We start from the raw sequence: 20,525 nt of genomic DNA on the forward strand, positions 1-20,525 counted from the left end.
GAGCAGAGCCTCTGGCGAGCGCCAGAGGCCAAAACGCTTAACGGGCGGCGAAGGTCGAGCCGGTCGGGAAGTCGAGGCCGTCGAGCAGGACGGCGAGCGCGTCGGCGACGCCCTCGGTCCCGCCCCCGGCGGGCGCGAAGAGCGGGTTCGGGCCGGCGAAAAGCGGGAGAGAGAAGAGGGCCACGCGGCGGTCGGCGCGGATGCTGGCCACGACCTCGCTGCCCTGCCAGACATCGGTGGGGCGGTTGTTCTCGTAGAACGAGATGCGGTAGAGCACCAGGTCGTCCGGCCGCGCCTCGTAGGGGAGCGCGCTGGTGAGCAGCCGCGTGGTCTGAAGCGGCGGGAGCGTGCGGCCCGTGCCCGGGACCTCAACGCCGGGCCGGACGGCGGTCCCGCTGTTGGCGCGGAGCGCGATCACGCCCGGGCGGAATTCGATCAGGTTGCCCAGCGGCAGCACGTCGATCGCCGGGTTGCCCGCGCCGTCGTCGGCGTTCTGCGGGAGCGTAATGGGCGTGTGGACGAGGATCCGGCCGCCGCCGTCGAAGAAGTCGCCGAGGACGGCCGCGGCGCGCGGGAAGTTGTTGCCGGAGACGCGGTTGGTGACGGCGTTGGAGACCCAGTAGATCCGGTTCCAGAGCGCGAGAGTCTCGCGGAGCGTCGGGTCCTGCGTGGCCGGGAGCGCGTCGGAAAACGTGGGGCTGGCGGCGCTCTGGGCGGTCGCGGAGAGGTCCCACTCGTCGTAGTTCGCCGTGCCGTGAATGCCGAGGGCCTCTCGCGCGACGCCGAGCACGGCATCGTCGCCAGCGGCGCGGTAGTCGTTGACGAGCAGCACGTCGCTGGTCACGCGGCGGACGTAGAAGGCGCCGAGCGGGGTGCCGTCGGCGTCCAGGTCGGGGTAGCGCAGCGTGGGGCTCGTGGCGCCGGCCTGGTCCACGGAGCGGATGTACAGCACGTTGTCGCCGTCCAGCCGCAGGCCGGGCAGGACCGTCCCCGTGTTGGAGAAGCCGCGGCCCACGTAGAGGCGCGCGCCGGTCTCGCCAGAGGCGCGCGGGTTCTCCGCAACGAGCGTGAGGAACGTGGCCTCTGGCGCGATGCGCGTAAACGTTCCGTCGGGGTCGTTCAGCGAGAGCTCGATGGCGGCGAGGTTGGCGTCGCCGTCGCGGTCAGCGGCCGCAAAGGAGAACGAGACGACCGGCCAAGTGGAGTCCGGCGGGGCCTCGGCGGCGATCAGCCGGAAGGTGGGGTTGGAGTTGACGATGGGGAAGACCGTGCGCGCAGGCGTCGGGTCTTTGGCCTCGTCGTTGTCGATCGCGCGGACCTCGACGGCCACGTCGGCCTCGGCGGAGCCCAGCGGGATCGGGAGCAGTAGGGTGGAGTCGCGGCGCGCGGTGCGGCCCCAGCCGTCCTCGGGCGCGGGCTCGGGGAGCCCGGCACCGATGGCGTAGGCGCGGACTTCGTAGGCGAGCACGACGCCGTCGGCGTCGGTTCCGCTCCAGGCCACGTTCACCGTCGAGACGAGGCGGCGACCGGCGAGGTCTTCGCGCAGGTCCGTCGAGCGGACGGACAGTTCGGTCTCGGGCGCCTGGTTGTCCGAGCGGTTGCCCTCGAAGCCCGCGTCGCAGGCGGCGAGCGCGACGAGCGCGGTGAGAGCGAGAAGGGAGCGGAGCATTCGAGTCAGAATCAGTCGGCGCGCAGGGCGCCAGAACGCAAGCCCGGCCTCTGGCGAGAAGGTGCCAGAGGCCGGGCCCACGGAGGGTTAGCGGACGACCGCGATGCGGGCCGTCGTGACTTCACCGGCGGCCTCCAGGCGGAGGACGTAGACGCCAGAGGCGAGGCCTGCAGCGTTGAGCGTCGCGACGTGCGCGCCAGCGGCGGTGTCGCCAGAGGCGAGCGTGGCGACCTCGCGGCCGGTCACGTCGTACAGGCGCAGCGTGGCGGGGCCAGCGGCGTCCAGCTCATACTCCACGCGTGCCATGCCCGTCACCGGGTTGGGGTACGTGCCGTCGATGCGGATCGTGCGGGCCTGGATGCCGCCCTCGTTCGCGCTGATCACGGCGCCGATGTCGGCGGTCGTGACCGGCGTCACCTTGTAGTTGAAGAACGAGTAGTAGAGCGGGCCACGGACGAAGTCCAGCACGTTGCCCTCGTCGAGCAGCTCGTCCGGGTCGTTGCCCGTGTACGAGAGGCCGTTCGAGTAGTCGTCCGCGCGGACGCCGTTGCCGGTCGTGCCGTCGCTGGAGAACAGGAACTCACCAAACGGGCCGTTCGGGGCGTCCGCGTTGGTGGAGACCACCGTCACGTCGTCGAACGAGACGAGCATGCCTTCGTGCTGCTCTGCCGTGAACGCGCCGTTCGAGCCGTTGAACGCGCTCGTGGGGACCTCTACGTAGCCGTAAGGGGCGCCGCTTCCGGTCTCGGTGAACGTCACGTTCGTGAGCTGCGTCACGTTGAAGTTCTCGGTGACGGTCGCTTCGCTGATGTTGATCCGGTCGCCCACGGCCAGGCCGGGGTCGGCGGAGCCGAAGAAGATCCAGATGCCAGTAAACGGCGCGAGGTCCTCGTCGTCCTGGATCGTTGCGACCCAGTTGTTGCCGCTTCCGGTCTGGAAGATGGACTGCACGACGGCGTCGAGGTCGAAGGTGACCGCGTTGCCGGTGGCGAGCGGGCTGGCCTCCGCGCCTGCGGTGGCGTCGAAGACGGTCTGGATCAGCGCGATGCTGTTGATTGCGCCCTCGAACACGAGGTAGGCCTGCTCGTCGGTCGTCGTCGAGCCGCCCTCGGTGTCGGTAGCGACAACGTTGTAGAAGACGTAAGCGCCGTTGGCGTCGTCGCTCGTACGGGCCGGGATGGTGGCCGTGAACTCGTCGCCAGAGGTCCGCGTCAGCGTCGCCTGGCCGCTCTGGACCTCGGTGCCGTCCACCACGTAGCGGTAGTTCAGGACCGCGCTCGCGATGGTGCCGTCACCGGCCACGATGGTCGCCGTGATGGTCACGTCGTCGCTCGGGCCGGGGACCGTTGCGGGGCCGTTCACGGAGACGGTCGGAGGCGCGGATGCGACCTCGAAGTCCGTGTCCTCGAACGGGTTGATGACGAAGTTAGCGCCGTTCGGCGTGGAGTAGTTGAAGCCTCCGGTGTCGCCGGTGAAGAGCAGGAAGCCCTGCACGTTGGCCGTGCCCGTTGCCGGCGGCACGAAGTCGTCGTCGATGCAGGCTGCGGCCTGGCCGGGGGGGAAGTACGTCGCGTCGCGGTCGTTGCGGAAGCAGACGGACGTGTCGTAGAGGTTGGTCTGCGGTGCGCCGCCATCAGAGGCGTCGGAGAACAGCACGTTGGGACGCGCGCCCTGAACGCCCTGCACGACGGTCGTGTTGACCAAACGGACGTACTGGCCGTTGTAGTCGCCGTACACGCTCCAGTCGATCTGCGTCAGGTCGTCAACGGCGTCGTGGAAGTCGTCGATGGAAACCGTGATCGGGTCCAGGATCGGGTCGCCAGCACCAACGGGGTTGCCGTTGTTGGTGACGCTGACCGGGGAGATCTGCATGCTCTTGCCGCCGCCATCGAAGGGGCTCACGAAGCCGCAAACAGTGATCTCGTCGCCGACGAAGAGGTTCTGCGTCTCCTCACGCGCGGAGCGGCCGTCCACGATCTGGATGCCCATGCCCTCAGGGCCTGCGGTCGCCGCAGTGATGTCGCGCACGAAGACGTGGATACGTCCCGGGATGCCGTCCACAGCCGACGCGAGGCCGGAGAGGCGTGGGTTGGAGAGGACGACGGCGGTGAACTCGACGAGCTCGTCTTCGAGGTCGTTGGTGAGCAGCGTCTGGATCTGCGCGATGTCCAGCGTGCCCGCCGCGGAGGCGGAGTTCAGCTGGTCAACGTTGGCCTGCGGGATCGCGTTGATGTCGCGAACGGTGACCCGCTGGAAGTCGGTGCCTGCGGTGCCGGTGCACTGCGCGAGCGCCTCTGGCGCCGCGAAGAGTGCCAGCGCCGCGAGGGCGAGGGTAGCGTTTCTCATCATGAGTGTGGAGGGGAGGGGAGGAGAGTCTTGCGCGCCAGAGGCCTCTGGCGGGGGCGCCGTGCGGCGCGGAGGCCTCGGGCGCGGGCCGCCGAGGCGGGCGCCAGAGGCGAGGGGTGCCGCCCGAAGGCGACCGTCACCGGAGGATGACGAACTTGCCCGTCTCGGTCTCCCCGGAATCGAGGTCCTGGACGGAGAAGAGGTAGAGCCCGCTGGAGATGCGGAGCGAGTTGTCGGAGAGGATGTCCCACGCGTGGACGCCGCCGGCAACGACGCGGTCGTCGGTGCTGAAGTCGTCGAACCAGCGGATGTCGCCGGTCGCCGTCTGCGCGTCGTGGTCCATCTCGGCGACGATCTCGCCGGCGAGGGAGTAGACGCGGATCTGGGCGCGCTCCGGGAGATTGTAGAAGTAGAGCTTGCGCTGCGTGGAGAGCGGGCCGTCCCAGGCAGCCTGCACGCGGTACGGGTTGGGGAAGACGCCGGGCTTGTTGCCGGTGCCCGCCTCCGTTCCTGGGAAGACGCGGACGGCGTTGGTCGTCTTGGACGACTCCAGTGGGAGCAGGCCGCTGGCGGTGTCGCCCTCGTCGAAGGCGGTCACGGCGAAGGCGTACTGCCAGCCGTCCAAGAGGCCCGCCGCCTCAAAGCGGTAACGGTACTCGTTGGGGTCGCCCTCGAACGTCACCGGCGTGTCCAGGCGGATGGCGTCCAGCCCGTTGTTGAAGCCGACCTCGTTGCCGGGGTTGTCGTACTGCGCGATGAGCCCTGCGTCGCCGAGGATGTTGCCCGCGCGGTCGTCGCCCGGGTCCGAGCGGTAGACGCGGTAGCCCTCAAAGTCCACGCGGCCCGTCACGGGGTCCACGGACTGCTCGGCGAACTCGGTCCAGTAGAGGATGGCCTTGCCCTGCTCCAGCTCCACGCGGAGCTGCGGGCTGCTCGGCGGCTCGGGGATGAGGTAGCGGTCCAGGACGCCGTTGCCGTTGATGTCCTCGCCGGGGTCCAGGGCGCCGTTGTAGTTCGCGTCCTCGCCGGCGTAGGTCTCCTGCGCCCAGAACACGTTTGTGCGGAGGTTGGTGCGGGCCTCTGGCGTATCGGCCTCGCGGCCAACGGGGACGGTCTGGAACTGCTCAGGCTTGAGTGCGGCAACCAGCGCGAAGGTGACCGTCACGCTCTCGCCAGAGGCGAGCGCCGCGAACGGGCCGACAGACGTGAGCCCGATCCAGTTGCCCGCCCCGATGGTGCCGTCGGTCTGCAGGCGGCCGATGCCCTGACCGCCGCCGTAGAAGGCGTCGCGGGCGTTCTCGTAGGCCGCGTCCGACGCGAACGCGGCGGGGTTGGGGTACGGCTGCTGCATGCGCTGGTAGCGCTCCAGGTCGTCCGCGGGGCGCGCGAGCGCGGGGTCCGGGTCGTTGCCGCCGAAGAGCCAGAAGCGCGGGTTCAGGCGCGGCTCGGGAAGCCCGAGGTCGCGGTACTGCTGCGCCACGTTGGGGTGGAAAAAGCGCTGCGCCGCCGGGCGCCCGGCGCTTCCGGGGTCGCTCCACTCCGCGCCCAGAAAGGCGATGGAGCCGTAGGTGTTCAGGCTCTCCTCCTGGCCGCCCGCGTTGAACGCGTAGGAGACGTACTGCGAGTCCGGGTTCGCGTTGGTGAGCGCGCCCGTCCCGCCCTCGTAGTCCGGGTAGCCGAGGATGCCTCTGGCGCCCTTGTTGAAGAAGGCGCCGCCGCCCTCGGTCGTGGTGACCACGTTGCGGACGACGAGGTCATCCCAGAGGCCGACCCAGATGTCGGTCAGCGGGCCGCCGCTCACGTTCGTGATCTCGTACTCCACGATCACGAAGTACTCCGTGAACGGGAAGCTCCACGCGTAAGAGGTCTGCTGGACGCTCAGCCCGAGCTGGTTCTGCACGTCCGGCAGCGGCGTGTTCGTGCCGGGCAGGAGGGCGAGCGTGTCCGAGTACGCCGTGATGAAGTCCTGCTGGCTCGTCGCCAGAGGCGAGAAGAACGGCGAGGTCTGGAGCGAGGAGCGGCGCTGGAACGTGGCCTCTTGCGCAAACTCGAAGCCCGGCGCGCCGGGGGAGTAGCCTCCCGAGGAGGTCACGGCGCCGGTCCGGACGCTGACGACGCCGTCGGGGCGCCGCGCGCCGACCCACAGGCCGGCCTCGAAGAGGTGCTCGATGCCGGAGTTGAGCGGGTACTCAAACGAGGGCAGCCCGCTCGGGTCGTTGGCGACGCCGGGCCGACCGAGCGTGCCCGCGTTGGTGACCGAGAGCCCGGTGTTGCCAACGTCGGTGGCGACGCGCTCGAAGGGCTGGGCGTCCGCGCTCAAAGGCGCGAGGAGCAGGGCCGCAAAGGGCACCGCCGTGAGGGCGGTCCGGCGGAGGGTATCGAGAGAGAAGACCAACGGAGGCGGGAGCGGAGCCGGCAGGAGAACAAGAGCTGCCGTCAGTATCGCAGAATGCGTAAGGAGAGACGGCGAAGGTGAGATTGTCTTTCCGCAACCGGGAGGGCCATCTCACGTGCCCCGCCCGGAAACAAACGGGTTAGCGCGTGCGCACGACGGTCCGCGTCTGCACCGCGCCGCCCGTTTCGAGCCGCACGACGTAGACGCCAGAGGCGAGATCGGACCCGTCCAGCGTGACGGCGTGCTCGCCCGCGGCGTAAGGGCCGCTGGCGCTCATCACGTGGCGGCCGAGCACGTCCACCACGTCGAGCCGCACGTCGGCGGGCTCGTCCAGGCGGAAGCGCAGTGCCGTCGACTCGCGGAACGGGGAGGGCGCCGGCGCGAGCAGCGCCACACCCGCAGCCTCTGGCGCGGGTTCGTCGGCCACGACAACGAGCGTGAAGCTCGCCAGGACCGGCAGGTGGTCAGACGTGGACTCGCGGTAGTTCTGGATCGCCGCGACGAGCTCGCCGTAGCGGTCGCCAGAGGCGGGCAGGAAGCTCGCGGCGAGGTCCTGCGTGAACAGGAGGTGGTCCAGGGTGCTGCCGGACGTGCACGAGGAGTTCGAGCAGTAGGTCGGCGTGTTGGACTGGTTGAGCTCGCGCGTGGCGATGGTGTACGTCGCCGTGTCCGTGTAGTAGGGGCGGTACGGGGAGAGGCCGCCGGCGATGGACTGGTTGAGCTCGTCGTTGAAGTCGCCGAGGACGATCAGGGCGCGGTTGTCATTCGCGAGCTGGTCCGTGTAGTTCTTCAGCGCCGCCGCCGCCCGCGAGCGCCGCCCGTAGCTGGCCTGGTCGCCGCAGCACTTCGCGTGGATGTTGATGATCTGCATCGACTGCACGGCGTCGCCCACGGTCACGCTCGCAAACATCTCGAACGGGTACCGATACGCGAAGTCGTTCTCGTTCTGCGTCAGGATGGAGCGCGTCGCGACGACCGTCACCACGTCGGGCTTGTAGATGTACGCGAGCCGCTGGTCGCCACCGAGGCGCGGCTCGGGGCCGAGGATGCCTGCGTAGCCGTCCTGCTCCAGTTCCTGCACGAGGAGGTTAAAGTCGTTCACGTCTACGATCTCCTGGAGCGCCCACAGGTCGATGTCCGCCTGCCGGATCACCGCCGCGGCGTTGAGCCGCTGCTGCGTGCCGCCCGCGCCCGTCCCGAAGTTCTCGATGTTCCACGAGGCGACATCGAACGTGGCCTCGGTGCCGCGTGGGGCGATCGTCTGGGCGGTGGCGCCGCTGGCGACGAATACGAAAGAGACGAAAAGGGAGAACAGACGCATCGAAAGCGGAGCGGTGGGGCCTTCGAATGTATGCGGTCAAGTGCGCGAGTCCAGACCGTTCCCCTCTTCTTCGCGTAGCGCTTCCAGGGCGCCAGAGGCCGCGCGCCGGGCGGCGCTCCCGCGGGGAGACCGGCCTCTGGCGAAAAGCGGTCGCGGCAGAGGCTCGCGCCAGAGGCCGCCGTCGCGGGAGGCTGCGCTAGCTTGCCGCCCCTCTCCCCGCACAGGATGTCTTCCCGCCCTGCCGTTCTCGTCCTCAACGGCCCCAACCTGAACCGCCTCGGGATCCGCGAGCCGGAGATCTACGGCGCGATGACGCTGGCGGATCTCGAAACCGGCCTGCGCGCGGACTTTCCCGACCTCACGCTCCGCTTCGAGCAGCACAACAGCGAAGCCGGCCTGATCGACGCGCTGCACGCCGCGGACACCGTGGAGACGGCCGGCATCGTGCTCAACGCCGCAGGCTACACCCACACGTCGGTCGTCCTGCGCGATGCCATCTCGTCGATCTCCACGCCCGTCGTGGAGGTCCACATCTCCAACGTGTACGCCCGCGAGTCCTTCCGTCACACGTCGCTGATCGCGGCGGTCTGCTCGGGCGTGATCGCGGGCTTCGGCGTGGAGAGCTACCGGATGGCGGTACGGCACTTCGCGGACCGGCCGTGAGCAGCACCCCCCACGACGGCACCGCGCCAGAGGGCGAGCCGCTCGACGCCTCTGGCGGCCCGGGCGCCGTCTCCGAGGATTCCGAGTCCACGCCAGAGGCTGACGTGGAGGCGGCGATGGACGCCGAGGCATCGCACGGAGATGCTCCGCCAGAGGCGAGCGGCACCGCTTCAGGCAGCGACGGCCCGGGCAGCGCTGAAACGGCTACGCCAAAGGCCTCTGGCGCGGGCAGCGCGGCCGGCCTCGTGGCGGCGGGCATTTTCGCGAGCCGCGTTATCGGGCTCGTCCGCGACCGCATCATCGGCTACTTCTTTGGCGTCGGCGCGTTCTCAGACGTGTACCGGCTGGGGCTGCGGGCGCCGAACCTGCTGCAGAACCTGCTCGGCGAGGGCACGCTCTCGGCGGCGTTTATCCCCATCTACAGCCGGATGGTGGAGAACGGGCGCGAGGAAGACGCCGGGCGCTTTGCCGGCGCGGTCCTCGGGCTCCTGGCGGTCGTCGCGTTCGGCGTCGCGCTCTTGGGCGTCATCTTCGCGGACGCCATCGTCGGCGTGCTCCAGCCGGGCTGGCTGGGCGACGCCGAGGCCTTCGCCAGAGGCGAGATCGCGGTCAACCGCTACGATTTGGCGGTGGCGGTCGTGCGGCTGGCCTTCCCGATGACGGCCGTTTTGGTGCTGAGCGCGTGGGCGCTGGGCATCCTCAACAGCCACCGGAAGTTCCTCCTGTCGTACTTCGCGCCTGTGGCCTGGAACGTGGCGCTGCTCGTCGCGCTCGGCATCGGCGCGTACCTGTACTTCGACGACCCGCTGGCGGTGGGCGCGCTCGACGTGGTCCCGACGGACGCGCTCTCGAAGCTGCTGATCGCGCTGTTCATCGGCGGCGTCGCAGGCGGCGTGCTCCAGTTCGGCGTCCAACTGCCGACGGTTTTTCGCGTGATGAAGGGCTTCCGCCTGAGCGTCTCCACAGCCGTTCCAGGCGTGAAGGAAGGCATCAAGGCGTTCGTGCCCGTCGTCCTTGGCCGCGGCGCGTACCAGCTCTCGGGCTACCTCGATGTTTTCCTCTCCAGCTTCCTGGCCGCTGGCGCCCTCGCGGCGCTGGGCTACGCGCAGACGCTGTACCTCCTCCCGATCTCGCTGTTCGGCATGAGCGTGGCCGCGAGCGAGCTCCCCGAGCTTTCGCGCATCTCGAAAACGGAGTTGAGCACGTTCCTGGAGCGCGTGCGCGGCTCGCTGGGCCAGATCCTCTACCTCGTCATCCCGACGGTCGTGGGCTACCTCGCGTTCGGGTACTTGGTGGTGGGCGTGCTCTACCAAACCGGCAGCTTTGGCGTGGACGATACGTGGCTCGTCTACCTCGTCCTCGCGGCCTACACCGTCGGTCTGGCCGCGACGACCGCCAGCCGGCTGCTACAGAACGCGTTTTACGCGCTGGACGACACCAAAACGCCCGCGCGCATCGCGGTCTGGCGCGTGGTCATCTCCGCCATCGTCGGCTCGGCGCTGATGATCGTGTTCGACCGCCTGAGCGTGTTCGAGGTCATCGGCGTGGCGAGCGAGGGCGAGCCGCTGCGGATGGGCGCGGTCGGCCTCGCGTTGGGCTCGGCCGCTGGCGGCTGGATCGAACTCTGGCGGCTCGTGCGCGCGCTCAAAAAGCAGGCGCCGGACTTCACATTGCCGTGGGGCCGCGCGGGCCGCATGACAGGCCTCGCGCTTCTGGCGGCCGTCCCGGCGGGCCTGATCTACGCCTTCGTTCCGGTCGACATTCTGCCCATCTGGCTGTACGGCGCGGGCGTGCTGGCCGTCTTCGGCTTCGGCTACCTCGCGCTGGGCCACGCGCTGAGCTTCCCCGAAGGCGACGCGTGGACGGGCAAGTTCCTGCGCCGCCTGAAGCGGTCCTAGCGCCAGAGGCCTTCCGCGCCAGAGGCTTCTGGCGCGGAGCAGACGCCCGGTGGGCATCGGCCCGCAGCGCGGGCTCCAGGGAGTTTTGCGCCGCGGGAGGCGGTTACCGCGAGGGCGGGCACCCTGCCTGGGCCTTGCGCTCTTCTTCGGAGAGGTCAGCCTCCTCGTCCCCCGTGACGTGTCCGTACACGCCAGGGCCGTCGGCGTCGGTGAGCGTGAGGAGCGTCCCGTCGTACTCGGCGCGGTAGGACATGCCGTCAACGGTCAGGTTGTCCCCGTCGAGGGCGTACTCCACAGACGCTTGCATGGGGCGGCTGCCAGCGTAGGTGCTAAGGCCTTCCTCGCCGAACGAGGCTTCCTCGTCGAGCGGAGTCATCCCGGAGCAGTGCAGCCAGTAACCAGCTTCGAGATCGGAGACCGAGAGCGGGGTGGCCGCTGGTGCGGGCTCCGCGGGTTCTGGGTCGGCCACTACTGCGGCGTTGTCGGTTGCGGGTGAGCCCGTGGCGTCGTCCACCGCCGCGTCGTCGGCGCAGGCGGCAAGGGAGAACGTGAGGGACAGCAGAAGCAGGAGTCGCATAGAGATGAGGGTAAGGGAACGGGCGGTCGTCGCTCGCGAGGCGAATATCTACCTGAAGCGCGGCTTCTTGCGACGCGGGGCGTGCCCCTCTCGCGCCAGAGGCCTTTGGCGACGGTTTCAGCGGGCGCTTCCTTGGGGCCGGGCTTCCCATCGGCTGGAACGCCCCGTCGTAGGTTTCAGGCAAATCCCCACCCGAAGCCCACGATGAAGCCCTTTTTGCTCTTTCTGCCGCTGGCGGCGCTCGCCGTGCTCGCGGGCTGCCGCGCCGAGAGCGCGCCCGCCGTGAGCCCTACCGCCACGACCGACGGCCTGACGCCCCAGGAGGACTCCGTCCTCGTCGCCAAGCTCGCGCAGTACACAACGGTGCGGCTGGACGCCGACCTCTCGGGGCTCAGCGACAGCACGCGCCAGATGATTCCGTTGCTGATCCAAGCCGCCGAGGCCATGGATGAGGTGTTCTGGATGCAGGCCTACCCCGGCGACAAGGACTCGCTGCTCGCGAGCCTGGACAGCGAGGCCGCCAGGCGCTACGTGATGATCAACTACGGGCCGTGGGACCGCCTGGACGGCAACGCGCCGTTCCTGCCGGGCGTCGGGCCGAAGCCACTGGGGGCCAACCTCTACCCGCGCGGCGCCACGCCAGAGGCCATCCGTGAGGCGGCCGATCTCTACCCGGAGCGCGACCTGCTCGGGTTGTACACCGTTGTCCGGCGCAACGCCAGAGGCCGCCTGAACGGGACGCCGTACCACGTCGCCTTTGCCGAGCAGCACGAACGCGCGGCGGGCCTCTTGCGGCGCGCTGCCGCGCTCGCGCAGGACGCGGGGCTCAAGACCTACCTGGAGCTCCGCGCCGACGCGCTGGAGACGGGCAACTACCAGCCCAGCGACCTCGCGTGGATGGACATGAAGACGAACCCGCTCGACGTGGTGATCGGCCCCATCGAGACGTACGAGGACCAGCTGATGGGCTTCAAGGCGGCGCACGAGGCGTACGTGCTGCTCAAGGACCCCGAGTGGAGCGCGCGCTTGCAGCGCTACGCCGAACTCCTGCCCGAGCTTCAGCGCGGCCTCCCGGTGGATAGCACCTACAAGACCGAAACGCCCGGGACCGACGCCGACCTCGGCGCCTACGACGTGCTCTACGTCGGCGGAGATGCGAACGCGGGCTCCAAGACCATCGCGATCAACCTGCCCAACGATGAGGAGGTGCAGCTCCAGAAGGGCAGCCGCCGGTTGCAGCTCAAAAACGCGATGCGCGCCAAGTTCGACCGCATTCTGCGGCCCATTACGGAAGAGCTCATCGTAGAGGAGCAACGGGCCAACGTGACGTTCGACGCCTTTTTCGGCAACACGATGTTCCACGAGGTGGCGCACGGGCTGGGCATCAAGAACACGGTCTCGGGCAACGGGACCGTCCGCGAGGCGCTGCGCGACAACGCGAGCGCGATCGAGGAGGGCAAGGCCGACGTGCTGGGCCTCTACATGGTCACGAGCCTGATCGAGCGCGGCGAGTGGACCGAGGCGACGCTAGAGGACCACTACGTCACCTTCGTGGCGTCCATCTTCCGCAGCGTCCGCTTTGGGGCGAGCAGCGCGCACGGCCGCGCCAACCTCGTGCGCTTCAACTACTTCGTCGAGAAGGGCGCCATCGTGCAAGAGGACGACGGCCGCTGGCGCGTCGTGCTCGAGAAAATGGCCGAGGCCACCGACGGCCTCTCCCGCGACCTGCTGATGCTCCAGGGCGACGGCGACTACGACGCGACCGCCGCCTTCGCGGCGACCTACGGCGAGATGACGCCTGCGCTGACCGCGAGCCTGGAGCAGCTCGCCGCGGCGGGCATCCCGGTGGATGTCGTCTTCGAGCAGGGCGTGGACGTGCTGGGCCTCTCGCCAGAGGCCTCTGGCGAATGATCCGTAGGGACACACCGCTGGTGTGTCCGCTCGATGCTGGCGATGCGCCAGGGGCCTCGGCGCATCGCCAGAGGCTGTGGCACCGAAGGGGGCGTATGCGATACGCCCCTACAGACGAACGCTCAGCCCCGCACTCACGCCGCGGCCTGGCGCGGGCTCGTAATACCGTCCGCCTCTGGCGTTGATGGCGACCGAGCCGACCGTCTGGGCGTCCAGCACGTTCTGGATGCGGACGAACGGGAGGAGCGTCGCGCCGCCGGCGCGGAGGCCCTCGTGGCCCAGCGCGAGGTCCAGCACGACGGCGCCAGAGGCGTCGGCCGTGTTGGCGTCGTCCGCCCAGAGGCGCGAGCGGACCGAGGCCTCTGGCGCGAGGAAAAAGCCGCCGCGTGAGAAGCGGATCCGCGCCGAGAGGCGGTGCTCGGGCACGCCCGGGAGCGTGTTGCCGTCCAACTCGTCCGTCCCATGGGCCGAAGCGAAACGGAGGCGGCTGTAGGCGTACGTCGCCGTCGCGCGGACGTCCGCCAGAGGCGACCACTCGGCAAAGGCTTCGAGGCCGCGATGCGTGGTGCGCTCGCGGTTGGCGTAGAACGTGCGCCCGTCCTCGCCCTCGAACGGCGCGAGCCCGTCGCGCACGACCAGGCTGTACACGGCCACGTCCACGAGCGCGCGGCCCAAAATGACGCCTCTGGCGCCGAGTTCAACCCCGGACGAGCGCTGCGGCCCGACCTCGGCGTTGAACCCGCCGCCGCCCTCGGGACGGTTGACGAGTTCGGTCGTCGTCGGCGTTTGGAAGCCGGTCGCGAAGGACGCGAAGGCGAGCACGCCTCTGGATCGGTAGCTCAGTCCGACCTGCGGGCTGAACGCTCCCAGCGTGCGCGATCCGCTCTGGTCGCCGTCGCTCAGCAACCGGTCATCGGCGGAGAAGCGGACACGGTCGGCGCGAAGTGCGGCCTCGGCGCGGAGTGGCCCCGCCAGAGGCAATCCGGCGCGTGCGAAAAGCCCGCCGCTGGCGACGGTTTCGAGCTGATCCAGATCGCGGACGGCGCCCGGCTCGCCGTTCTCGTTGGGCGCGTTGAACCGGCTGTCGCGCTGGACCGCGCCATCGGCACCGAGGGCAACCGCCAGAGGCCCCAGATCGCGCTCGGCGCTCAGCCGAAGCCCTCCCGCGAGGCGGTCCACGCCGATGTACGCGAACGGGAGCGGGTTGCGGAGGTCGCGCGCGATGCCGTAGGCCGTGGCCGAATAGGTGGCCTCTGGCGTGACGGCGCGGAGCCGCGCGGAGAGTTGCCCCTGGGTGCTCCTCTTGCCTGAGTTGGAGTCCACGTAGCGCGTCTCGGCCTGCCGCCGGTCCGTTTCCAGGTCCTCCAGTGTGAGCGCGCCGGGATGCTGGAGCAGCGGCGACTCCTCCAGCGCGGCCAGAATCCGCAGGTCGGCGCGGAGGGAGAGCGGCAGGTCGGCAAAGCCTCTGGCGCGGTACACCTCCTGCGCGCTGTAGTCGCGGTAGCCGGTGCGCTCGGTCCTGCTTACCGCGAGCCCGACGCGCCCGGCTCCCAGCCGCGTCGCGCCTTCGCCAGAGGCGCGGATCAGGCCGTAGGCGCCGCCGGTGAGTTGCGCCGTCGCCGTGTCCTCTGGCGGGACAGTGTCGAGGAAGAGGACGCCGCCGCTGCCGTTCCCCCAGAGCGCGCTCGCGGGGCCGCGCACGATCTCGGCGCGCCGGACGGTCTCGGGGTCCACGACGCCGAGCACGGCCTGGCCATCGGCGAGCGTGAGCGGGATGCCATCCAGTACGACCTGCACGCCGCGCACGCCGAAGGCGGAGCGGTAGCCCTGCCCGCGCACGATCAGCCGCTCGCCGAGCGCCGCGTTTTCGCGGTCGGCCACGAACAGGCCGGGGAGCGACCGCAGCGCGGTCTCCAGCCCGGCGCCCGCGTTCGCACTTCGCTCGGTGATGCCGCGCTCGATCACGGCCACGCTGAACGGCGCGCGCGCGATGCCGCCTTCGCTGCGCGTGGCCTCTACCCGGACCGACGGGAGCGCGAGGGTGTCGGGGGCTGGGGCCTGGCCTCTGGCGCCAGAGGCGGCGAGGAGGAGCGTGAGCGTGAGGAGTCGTCGCATCGCCAGAGGACACGCGCGCGGGTGTGGCGTTCCGGACGCACGCCAGAGGCCCGCGCGGAACACCTCGGGAAGCGTTTGGGTCTCTGAGGGACGAACTCCCTACTCCCGCCATGATCCGCTCGGCTCTCGCCCTCTGTTTCCTGCTGCTCGCCGCGCCGATGTGCGCGCAGACGCTCCCCGGCCAGTCCGCCGATGAAGTCGCAACCGACGCGGGCAACGTCGAGGTCCTCGACGTGACCGGCGGCCTCGTGCACCCGTGGGGCATGGCGTTCTTGCCCGACGGACGGCTTCTCGTCACGGAGCGCGCCGGGCGCCTTCGCATCGTGGACACGGAGGGCAACGTCTCGCCAGAGGTCCCCGGTGGGCCGAAGGCTTACGTACAGGGCCAAGGTGGCTACCTCGACGTCGCGCTGGACCCTGACTTCGCGGCCAACCAGCACGTGTGGCTCTCGTACTCGCGCCCCGGTCCGGGCTCGTCGTCCGCGACAGCTCTCGGCCGCGCGACGATGCAGGGCGACAGCCTGACGAATTGGGAGGTGATGTTCACCCAGACGCCGTGGTTCTCCAACGGGCTCCACTTCGGCGGCCGTATCGGCTTCTCGCCAGAGGGCCACGTGTTTCTCACCCTTGGCGAGCGCTTCCAGTTCGACCCGGCGCAGGACCTCACCAACCACATGGGCGCCGTCGTACGGCTCAACCGCGACGGCTCCGTGCCGGAGGACAACCCGTTCGTGGGCCGCGAGGACGCGCTGCCGGAGATCTACAGCTACGGCCACCGCAACGTGCAAAGCATCGCGTTCGACCCGGCCTCTGGCGACATCTGGGAGGCGGAGTACGGCCCGCTCGGTGGCGATGAGCTGAACCTCCTCACGCCCGGCACGAACTACGGCTGGCCCGTCGTGAGCTGGGGCGACAACTACGACGGCTCACAGATTCCAGACCCGGACGGCGAGGCCCAGTTCACCGACGCCGTGAAGCAGTGGACGCCTGTCATCTCGCCCTCCGGCATGATCTTCTACACGGGCGATGTCTTCCCGGAGTGGACCGGGAGCCTCGTGATCAGCAGCCTCTCGCGCCAGGGGCTCGTGCGCCTGAACCTCGAGAACGGCGCCGTTGCGAACGAGGAGATCATCCCGCTCGGCGCCCGTATCCGTGACGTAGAGCAGGGTCCGGACGGCCACCTTTACGTGCTCACCGACGACCGCGACGGCCACGTGTGGCGCCTCTCGCCGCTAACGGCGGAGTAGCAGTTCGGCCTCTGGCGCCGCGGCCACGCTGCGCCAGAGGCCGGGAGTTAGGCTCTAGCGGCGAAGGCGGCTCCGCCGTCGACGTACACGCGCGCGAGGTCGTCGCTGCCGCTCTCAACGTCTTGGCTGCACCCACGTTGGGTCACGAGCAGGACAACGAAGAGAACGATGGCGAGGGCCGCGGCGCCGAACATGATGTACCCCGTGGGGCTGAATCCGCGGGTAGGAGGCTTAGACATGGAAGGGGGAGAGATGGGCCGTGCCTACGGGTTAGGCGCAAGCCGGTTCGCCCTTCCGGCGGCCTCTGGCGCTACGCTAGCCCCCGATACAGACTCACGGCGCCGAACGTGAGCGGCTTCGCCACACAGTCGGAGTAGCCGGCCGCTCGCAGTTCCGCGAGGAACGCCTCGCCAGAGGGGAAGCGCTGCGCGGACTCCGGGAGGTACTCGTACGCCTCGGCGTTGCCGCTGAACCACTTGCCCAGGCGCGGCATGATGTGACCGACGTACAGCTTGTAGCCGACTGTAAACGGGAAACGCGTGGGCTGGCTGGTTTCTAGGATCACGAGCGGCGCGCCCGGCTTGAGCGTGCGGCGGATGCCTTCCAAGCCCGCGCGCAGGTCCTCGAAGTTGCGCACGCCGAACGAGACCGTTGCGCCGTCAAAGGCGCCGTCCTCGAAGGGCATATCCACGGCGTCGGCTTGGACGAGCGTAATGCGATCGTCGAGGTTCTTGCGCGCCAGCTTCTGGCGACCGACCTCCAGCATCCCGTCTGAGATGTCCGAGCCCACGACCTCGCGGGGGTTCAGCGAGAGCATCTCGACGGCGAGGTCTGCCGTCCCCGTCGCTACGTCGAGCAGGCGTTCAGGCGCGCGGTCCATGCCGGCGCGGAGCATCTGGACAGCTTTCTTGCGCCACCAGATGTCGATGCCGCCGGAGACGACGCGGTTGAGAAAATCGTAGCGCGGAGCGACCTCGTCGAACATGGCCTCGACCTGGACCGCTTTGCCGGGGGCCTGGCCGATGGGGGGCTTTGTCATCGAAAAACAAGGGGTGGATCTAGCCTCACACGCGCCAGAGGCCGCCCGGTGCCGCGTTGTGTGACTGCCCCGTGCATTCGGGTCAACTTTCACTATTTTCTGAAACCTGCCGATACAGGTCGGGTAATCCCCTATGCATCCCCGGCCTCCCGCCGTGTCCGCACGCCTCCACACCGCCGTTGACCCCCGCCCCCGCCCCCGCCCCCGCCTCTGGCGCGAAGCGACCGAAGCGCTCCGCCAGCGGCGGGGCGTGATCCGCGTGGAGACGCTTCTGCCCGACGCCGTGGAGCCTCTGGCATGGCTGGCCGCACAGGACGGCTCTGAAAAGGCCTTCTGGCACGGCCGCGATGACGGCTCGTGCCGCGCCGCGCTTGGTGCCGCGGACGTGATCGAGGGCGAGGACCTGTTCGCGAGGTTGGACGAAGCGGCGCGGGCGCTCCCCGACGGCGCGCGCTACCTCGGCGGCCTCCGCTTCGACGACTCGATGGCGCCGGAGGCGGAATGGGCGGGCTTCGGCTCCGGCCGGTTCGTGCTCCCGCGCGTCGAACTCGTCGCCAGAGGCGACCGGACGGTTCTGGCGCTGAACGCCGTCGCCTCTCGCGACACGCCCGCCGACCTCCGCGCCGCCCTAGACGCGCTCACCTTCGACGCGCCGCCTCTGGCGACGCGCCTGGACTTTCCCGTCGCGCGGCTGGACCGCCCGGACCGCGAGCGCTGGGATGAGGCAATCGCGTCGGCGCTCGCGGCGATGGAGCGCGGCGATGTGCAAAAGGTCGTCCTCGCGCGCCGCGCCACTTACCGATTCGAAGAAGGCCTCGACCCCGCGGCCCTGCTCGCGCGGCTGACCATCGCGGCGCCAGAGGCCTTCCACGTGCTGCTCAGCGATGGCGAAGGCCGCACGTTCGTGGCCGCCACGCCCGAGCGCCTGGTGCGCGTAGAGGGACGCCGCGCGTGGACGGAGGCCGTTGCGGGCACGCGCCGGAAGGGGGAGGGCGCCGGGGCGCTCGCCTTCCGCGACGAGCTTGCCGGCAGCGAGAAGGACCGCCGCGAGCACGCCTTCGTGCGCGACTTCATCTCCGAGGCCCTCGCGCCTCTGGCGTCGCTGGTCGCCGTCGAGGCGCCGCGCCAGATCGAGGCGGGGCGCGTGCGGCACCTCAAGACGCCGCTCCGCGCTCACCTCCGTGGCGACGTGACGCCTCTGGCGGCGATGAACGCGCTGCACCCGACGCCCGCCGTTGGCGGTACGCCCACGCCAGAGGCGCTCGCAGCGATCCGCGACCTGGAAGGCTTCGACCGCGGGCTCTACGCCGGCCCGGTCGGCTGGGTCGGGCGCGACGGGGCGGAGTTTGCCGTCGGCATCCGCTCCGGGCTCGTGTGCGGAACGGACCTCGCGCTTTACGCGGGCGCAGGCATCGTGCCCGGGTCCGAAGCCGAGGCCGAGTGGCAGGAGACCGAAGCCAAGCTCGGTGCCTTCGCGGACGCGCTCGGCCTGGACGCGTAGCCGGCGCCTGCCCCGATCTGGGGGCGCCAGAGGCGCCGCTGTCAGTGCTCTCGCGCCACGCGATCTTAGGCCATGCCCGCTCCCGACTCCGTTTTCCACGCGCCGAACGCCAACCACCTCTGGGCCGCGCTTCTGGTAGAAGAACTGGTCCGCCATGGCGTGACGCACTTCGTCGTGGCGCCCGGCAGCCGGAGTACGCCTCTGGCGGCGGCGGTTGCGCAAAACCCTCGCGCCGAGGCGCACGTGCACATCGACGAGCGTGGCGGCGCGTTTCTCGCGCTCGGGATCGGACGCGCGACCGGAATCCCCGCCGCGTGGATCACGACGAGCGGCACGGCGGTCGCGAACGGTCTCCCCGCCGCCGTCGAGGCCGACGCCGCTGGCGTCCCGCTTCTCCTCGTCACGGCCGACCGGCCACCCGAGTTGCGCGACACGGGCGCGAACCAGACCATCCGCCAGCCGCCGCTTTTCGCGTCGGTCGCGCGCTGGGCTACGGACCTCGCGCCGCCTACGCCGGAGGTGGACCCCGCGTATGTGCTCACGAGCGCGGCGCACGCCGTCGCTCGCGCCAGAGGCCTGCACCCCGGTCCGGTGCACCTCAACTGCCCGTTTCGCGAGCCTCTGGCGCCGGTGGAGAACGGGACGGGCGCGCTGCCCGATCACCTCCAGGCCTGGGCCTCTGGCGTGGCGCCCTACACCGAAACCATCGAGGTCAGGACTGCTCCAGCGCCAGAGGCTGTCGCGAGCGCCGCGCAGGCGCTGAGCGGGTGTCGCCGCGTCCTCCTCGTGGCTGGGCAGGGCGCCGACGCCGCCGCGTGCCGCCGCGCGGCCGAGGCGACCGGCTGGGTGCTTCTGGCCGATGTGCTCTCGGGCGCCCGCACGCCAGAGGCTTCTGGCGCCCCGTTCTACGATCTCGCGCTGAGCAGCGCCGCGTTTGCGGCCTCGCACGCGCCGGATGCCGTCGTCCACGTCGGTGCCCGGCCGACCTCGAAGCGGCTCCAGGCACTGATTGACCGCGCGCCTCTGGCGATCCGCATCTCGCCAGAGGCGGGGCGGCTGGACCCCGCGCACCGCGTCACGCACCGCATCACCGCTGATCCTGGACCTGCGCTGGACGCGCTGGCTGCCGCCGTCCGGTCCTCGCCAGAGGCGGGCTGGCGCGAGGCGTGGAACGCGGCCTCTGGCGCCGTCGCGGGTGTCATCGAGGACGCGTTGAGCGGCGGCGAGATCACCGAACCGCACGTCGCGCGGACCGTCGCTGCCCTTGCGCCTAGCGCTCTTGTGGTCGCAGCGTCGATGCCGATCCGAGACGTGGACAGCTTCGGGCAGCCTCTGGCGCCGGTCTTCGCCAACCGCGGCGCCAGCGGCATCGATGGGACCGTGGCGACGGCTGGGGGCGTGGCGCGAGGTCTCGGCGCGCCCACGGTCCTGCTGATCGGCGATCTCGCGCTCCTGCACGACCTGAACAGCCTCGCGCTGCTGCGCTCCGGCCCGCCGGTGGTCGTCGTGGCCGTCAACAACGACGGCGGCGGCATCTTCCACTTTCTGCCCATCGCGCCCGGCGGCTCAGGCCCCGCGCCTCTGGCGCCAGAGGCCTTCGAGCCGTTTTTCGGCACGCCGCACGGGCTGGATTTCGCGGACGCCGCGGCTATGTTCGGTCTCCGGTACTACGCGCCAGACTCTGCGCGCTTTTTCGAGCGGTATCTAGAAGAAGCCCTCGCCTCTGGCGCGAGCGCGATCATCGAGGTGTGCACGGACCGCCACGCCAACGCCGCGCTGCACCGCGCGATCACCGCCCGCTGCGCCGAGGCTGTCGGCGCAACGCTCTAAGCCGCGCCTCTGG

General features: G+C 70.1%; 14 protein-coding genes. 6 read left to right on the forward strand and 8 right to left on the reverse strand.

All coding sequences use genetic code 11. The annotated features are described in order from the left end of the window. Positions 1-37: 37 nt before the first annotated feature. The 4 genes from BSZ36_RS15775 to BSZ36_RS15790 all read right to left on the reverse strand — a co-directional run bounded on the left by BSZ36_RS15775 (position 38) and on the right by BSZ36_RS15790 (position 7,731). The gene (locus BSZ36_RS15775) at positions 38-1,669 is read right to left on the reverse strand and encodes a hypothetical protein (RefSeq protein WP_094550669.1); all 1,632 of its coding nucleotides are present in this window, start codon (positions 1,667-1,669) and stop codon (positions 38-40) included. An 87-nt stretch (positions 1,670-1,756) separates the two neighbouring features. Continuing rightward, positions 1,757-4,018: a T9SS type A sorting domain-containing protein gene (locus BSZ36_RS15780; protein WP_094550671.1), complete on the reverse strand. Its 2,262-nt coding sequence runs from the start codon at positions 4,016-4,018 to the stop codon at positions 1,757-1,759. Between the two features lie 133 nt (positions 4,019-4,151). After that, positions 4,152-6,365 carry a hypothetical protein gene (locus tag BSZ36_RS15785; protein WP_143536933.1) on the reverse strand — a complete coding sequence of 738 codons (2,214 nt, stop codon included), beginning with the start codon at positions 6,363-6,365 and terminating at the stop codon, positions 4,152-4,154. A 184-nt stretch (positions 6,366-6,549) separates the two neighbouring features. Further along, positions 6,550-7,731 carry an endonuclease/exonuclease/phosphatase family protein gene (locus tag BSZ36_RS15790; RefSeq protein ID WP_094550675.1) on the reverse strand — a complete coding sequence of 394 codons (1,182 nt, stop codon included), beginning with the start codon at positions 7,729-7,731 and terminating at the stop codon, positions 6,550-6,552. A 225-nt stretch (positions 7,732-7,956) separates the two neighbouring features. Here BSZ36_RS15790 and aroQ point away from each other — a divergent pair, with 225 nt between their 5' ends. Both aroQ and murJ read left to right on the forward strand, forming a co-directional pair. Then, complete coding sequence (gene aroQ / locus BSZ36_RS15795) at positions 7,957-8,394, forward strand: type II 3-dehydroquinate dehydratase (RefSeq protein ID WP_094550677.1); 438 nt, start codon at positions 7,957-7,959, stop codon at positions 8,392-8,394. Beyond that, positions 8,391-10,292, forward strand: coding sequence for a murein biosynthesis integral membrane protein MurJ (gene murJ / locus BSZ36_RS15800; RefSeq protein ID WP_094550679.1), 1,902 nt, complete (start codon positions 8,391-8,393; stop codon positions 10,290-10,292). The genes aroQ and murJ overlap by 4 nt, the downstream gene beginning before the upstream one ends. 103 nt (positions 10,293-10,395) lie before the next feature. Here the strand turns inward: murJ and BSZ36_RS15805 are convergent, their stop codons facing one another. Continuing rightward, positions 10,396-10,869, reverse strand: coding sequence for a hypothetical protein (locus BSZ36_RS15805; RefSeq protein ID WP_094550681.1), 474 nt, complete (start codon positions 10,867-10,869; stop codon positions 10,396-10,398). Positions 10,870-11,073: 204 nt separating this feature from the next. On the opposite strand from BSZ36_RS15805, the gene BSZ36_RS15810 reads away from it, so the two are divergent. Next, entirely contained in the window at positions 11,074-12,780 is a 1,707-nt protein-coding gene (locus tag BSZ36_RS15810) for a dipeptidyl-peptidase 3 family protein (protein ID WP_094550683.1), read from the forward strand. A gap of 108 nt (positions 12,781-12,888) precedes the next feature. Here BSZ36_RS15810 and BSZ36_RS15815 read toward each other — a convergent pair whose 3' ends face one another. Further along, positions 12,889-14,895 carry a TonB-dependent receptor family protein gene (locus BSZ36_RS15815; RefSeq protein ID WP_094550686.1) on the reverse strand — a complete coding sequence of 669 codons (2,007 nt, stop codon included), beginning with the start codon at positions 14,893-14,895 and terminating at the stop codon, positions 12,889-12,891. 110 nt (positions 14,896-15,005) lie between these two features. On the opposite strand from BSZ36_RS15815, the gene BSZ36_RS15820 reads away from it, so the two are divergent. Then, entirely contained in the window at positions 15,006-16,142 is a 1,137-nt protein-coding gene (locus tag BSZ36_RS15820; RefSeq protein WP_094550688.1) for a PQQ-dependent sugar dehydrogenase, read from the forward strand. A 47-nt stretch (positions 16,143-16,189) separates the two neighbouring features. Here the strand turns inward: BSZ36_RS15820 and BSZ36_RS19060 are convergent, their stop codons facing one another. Beyond that, complete coding sequence (locus BSZ36_RS19060) at positions 16,190-16,381, reverse strand: hypothetical protein (RefSeq protein ID WP_143536934.1); 192 nt, start codon at positions 16,379-16,381, stop codon at positions 16,190-16,192. Positions 16,382-16,452: 71 nt separating this feature from the next. Beyond that, the gene (gene ubiE, locus BSZ36_RS15825; RefSeq protein ID WP_094550690.1) at positions 16,453-17,181 is read right to left on the reverse strand and encodes a bifunctional demethylmenaquinone methyltransferase/2-methoxy-6-polyprenyl-1,4-benzoquinol methylase UbiE; all 729 of its coding nucleotides are present in this window, start codon (positions 17,179-17,181) and stop codon (positions 16,453-16,455) included. A 154-nt stretch (positions 17,182-17,335) separates the two neighbouring features. Here ubiE and BSZ36_RS15830 point away from each other — a divergent pair, with 154 nt between their 5' ends. Together BSZ36_RS15830 and menD are read left to right on the forward strand one after the other, a co-directional pair. Beyond that, positions 17,336-18,682: an isochorismate synthase gene (locus BSZ36_RS15830; protein WP_179271226.1), complete on the forward strand. Its 1,347-nt coding sequence runs from the start codon at positions 17,336-17,338 to the stop codon at positions 18,680-18,682. A 72-nt stretch (positions 18,683-18,754) separates the two neighbouring features. Then, positions 18,755-20,512 (forward strand): 2-succinyl-5-enolpyruvyl-6-hydroxy-3-cyclohexene-1-carboxylic-acid synthase, encoded by a 1,758-nt coding sequence (menD, locus tag BSZ36_RS15835; RefSeq protein WP_094550694.1) that lies wholly within the window; start codon positions 18,755-18,757, stop codon positions 20,510-20,512. The last annotated feature ends 13 nt before the right edge of the window (positions 20,513-20,525 follow it).

This window comes from Rubricoccus marinus, from assembly GCF_002257665.1.
Classification (GTDB): Bacteria; Bacteroidota; Rhodothermia; order Rhodothermales; family Rubricoccaceae; genus Rubricoccus; species Rubricoccus marinus.

Coding starts and splice junctions, on each gene's coding strand:
- BSZ36_RS15815 (WP_094550686.1), bottom strand. CDS start 14,895: ATGCGACGACTCCTCACGCTCACGCTCCTCCTCGCCGCCTCTGGCGCC.
- ubiE (WP_094550690.1), bottom strand. CDS start 17,181: ATGACAAAGCCCCCCATCGGCCAGGCCCCCGGCAAAGCGGTCCAGGTC.
- BSZ36_RS15805 (WP_094550681.1), bottom strand. CDS start 10,869: ATGCGACTCCTGCTTCTGCTGTCCCTCACGTTCTCCCTTGCCGCCTGC.
- BSZ36_RS15780 (WP_094550671.1), bottom strand. CDS start 4,018: ATGATGAGAAACGCTACCCTCGCCCTCGCGGCGCTGGCACTCTTCGCG.
- aroQ (WP_094550677.1), top strand. CDS start 7,957: ATGTCTTCCCGCCCTGCCGTTCTCGTCCTCAACGGCCCCAACCTGAAC.
- BSZ36_RS15775 (WP_094550669.1), bottom strand. CDS start 1,669: ATGCTCCGCTCCCTTCTCGCTCTCACCGCGCTCGTCGCGCTCGCCGCC.
- menD (WP_094550694.1), top strand. CDS start 18,755: ATGCCCGCTCCCGACTCCGTTTTCCACGCGCCGAACGCCAACCACCTC.
- BSZ36_RS19060 (WP_143536934.1), bottom strand. CDS start 16,381: ATGTCTAAGCCTCCTACCCGCGGATTCAGCCCCACGGGGTACATCATG.
- BSZ36_RS15790 (WP_094550675.1), bottom strand. CDS start 7,731: ATGCGTCTGTTCTCCCTTTTCGTCTCTTTCGTATTCGTCGCCAGCGGC.
- BSZ36_RS15820 (WP_094550688.1), top strand. CDS start 15,006: ATGATCCGCTCGGCTCTCGCCCTCTGTTTCCTGCTGCTCGCCGCGCCG.
- BSZ36_RS15810 (WP_094550683.1), top strand. CDS start 11,074: ATGAAGCCCTTTTTGCTCTTTCTGCCGCTGGCGGCGCTCGCCGTGCTC.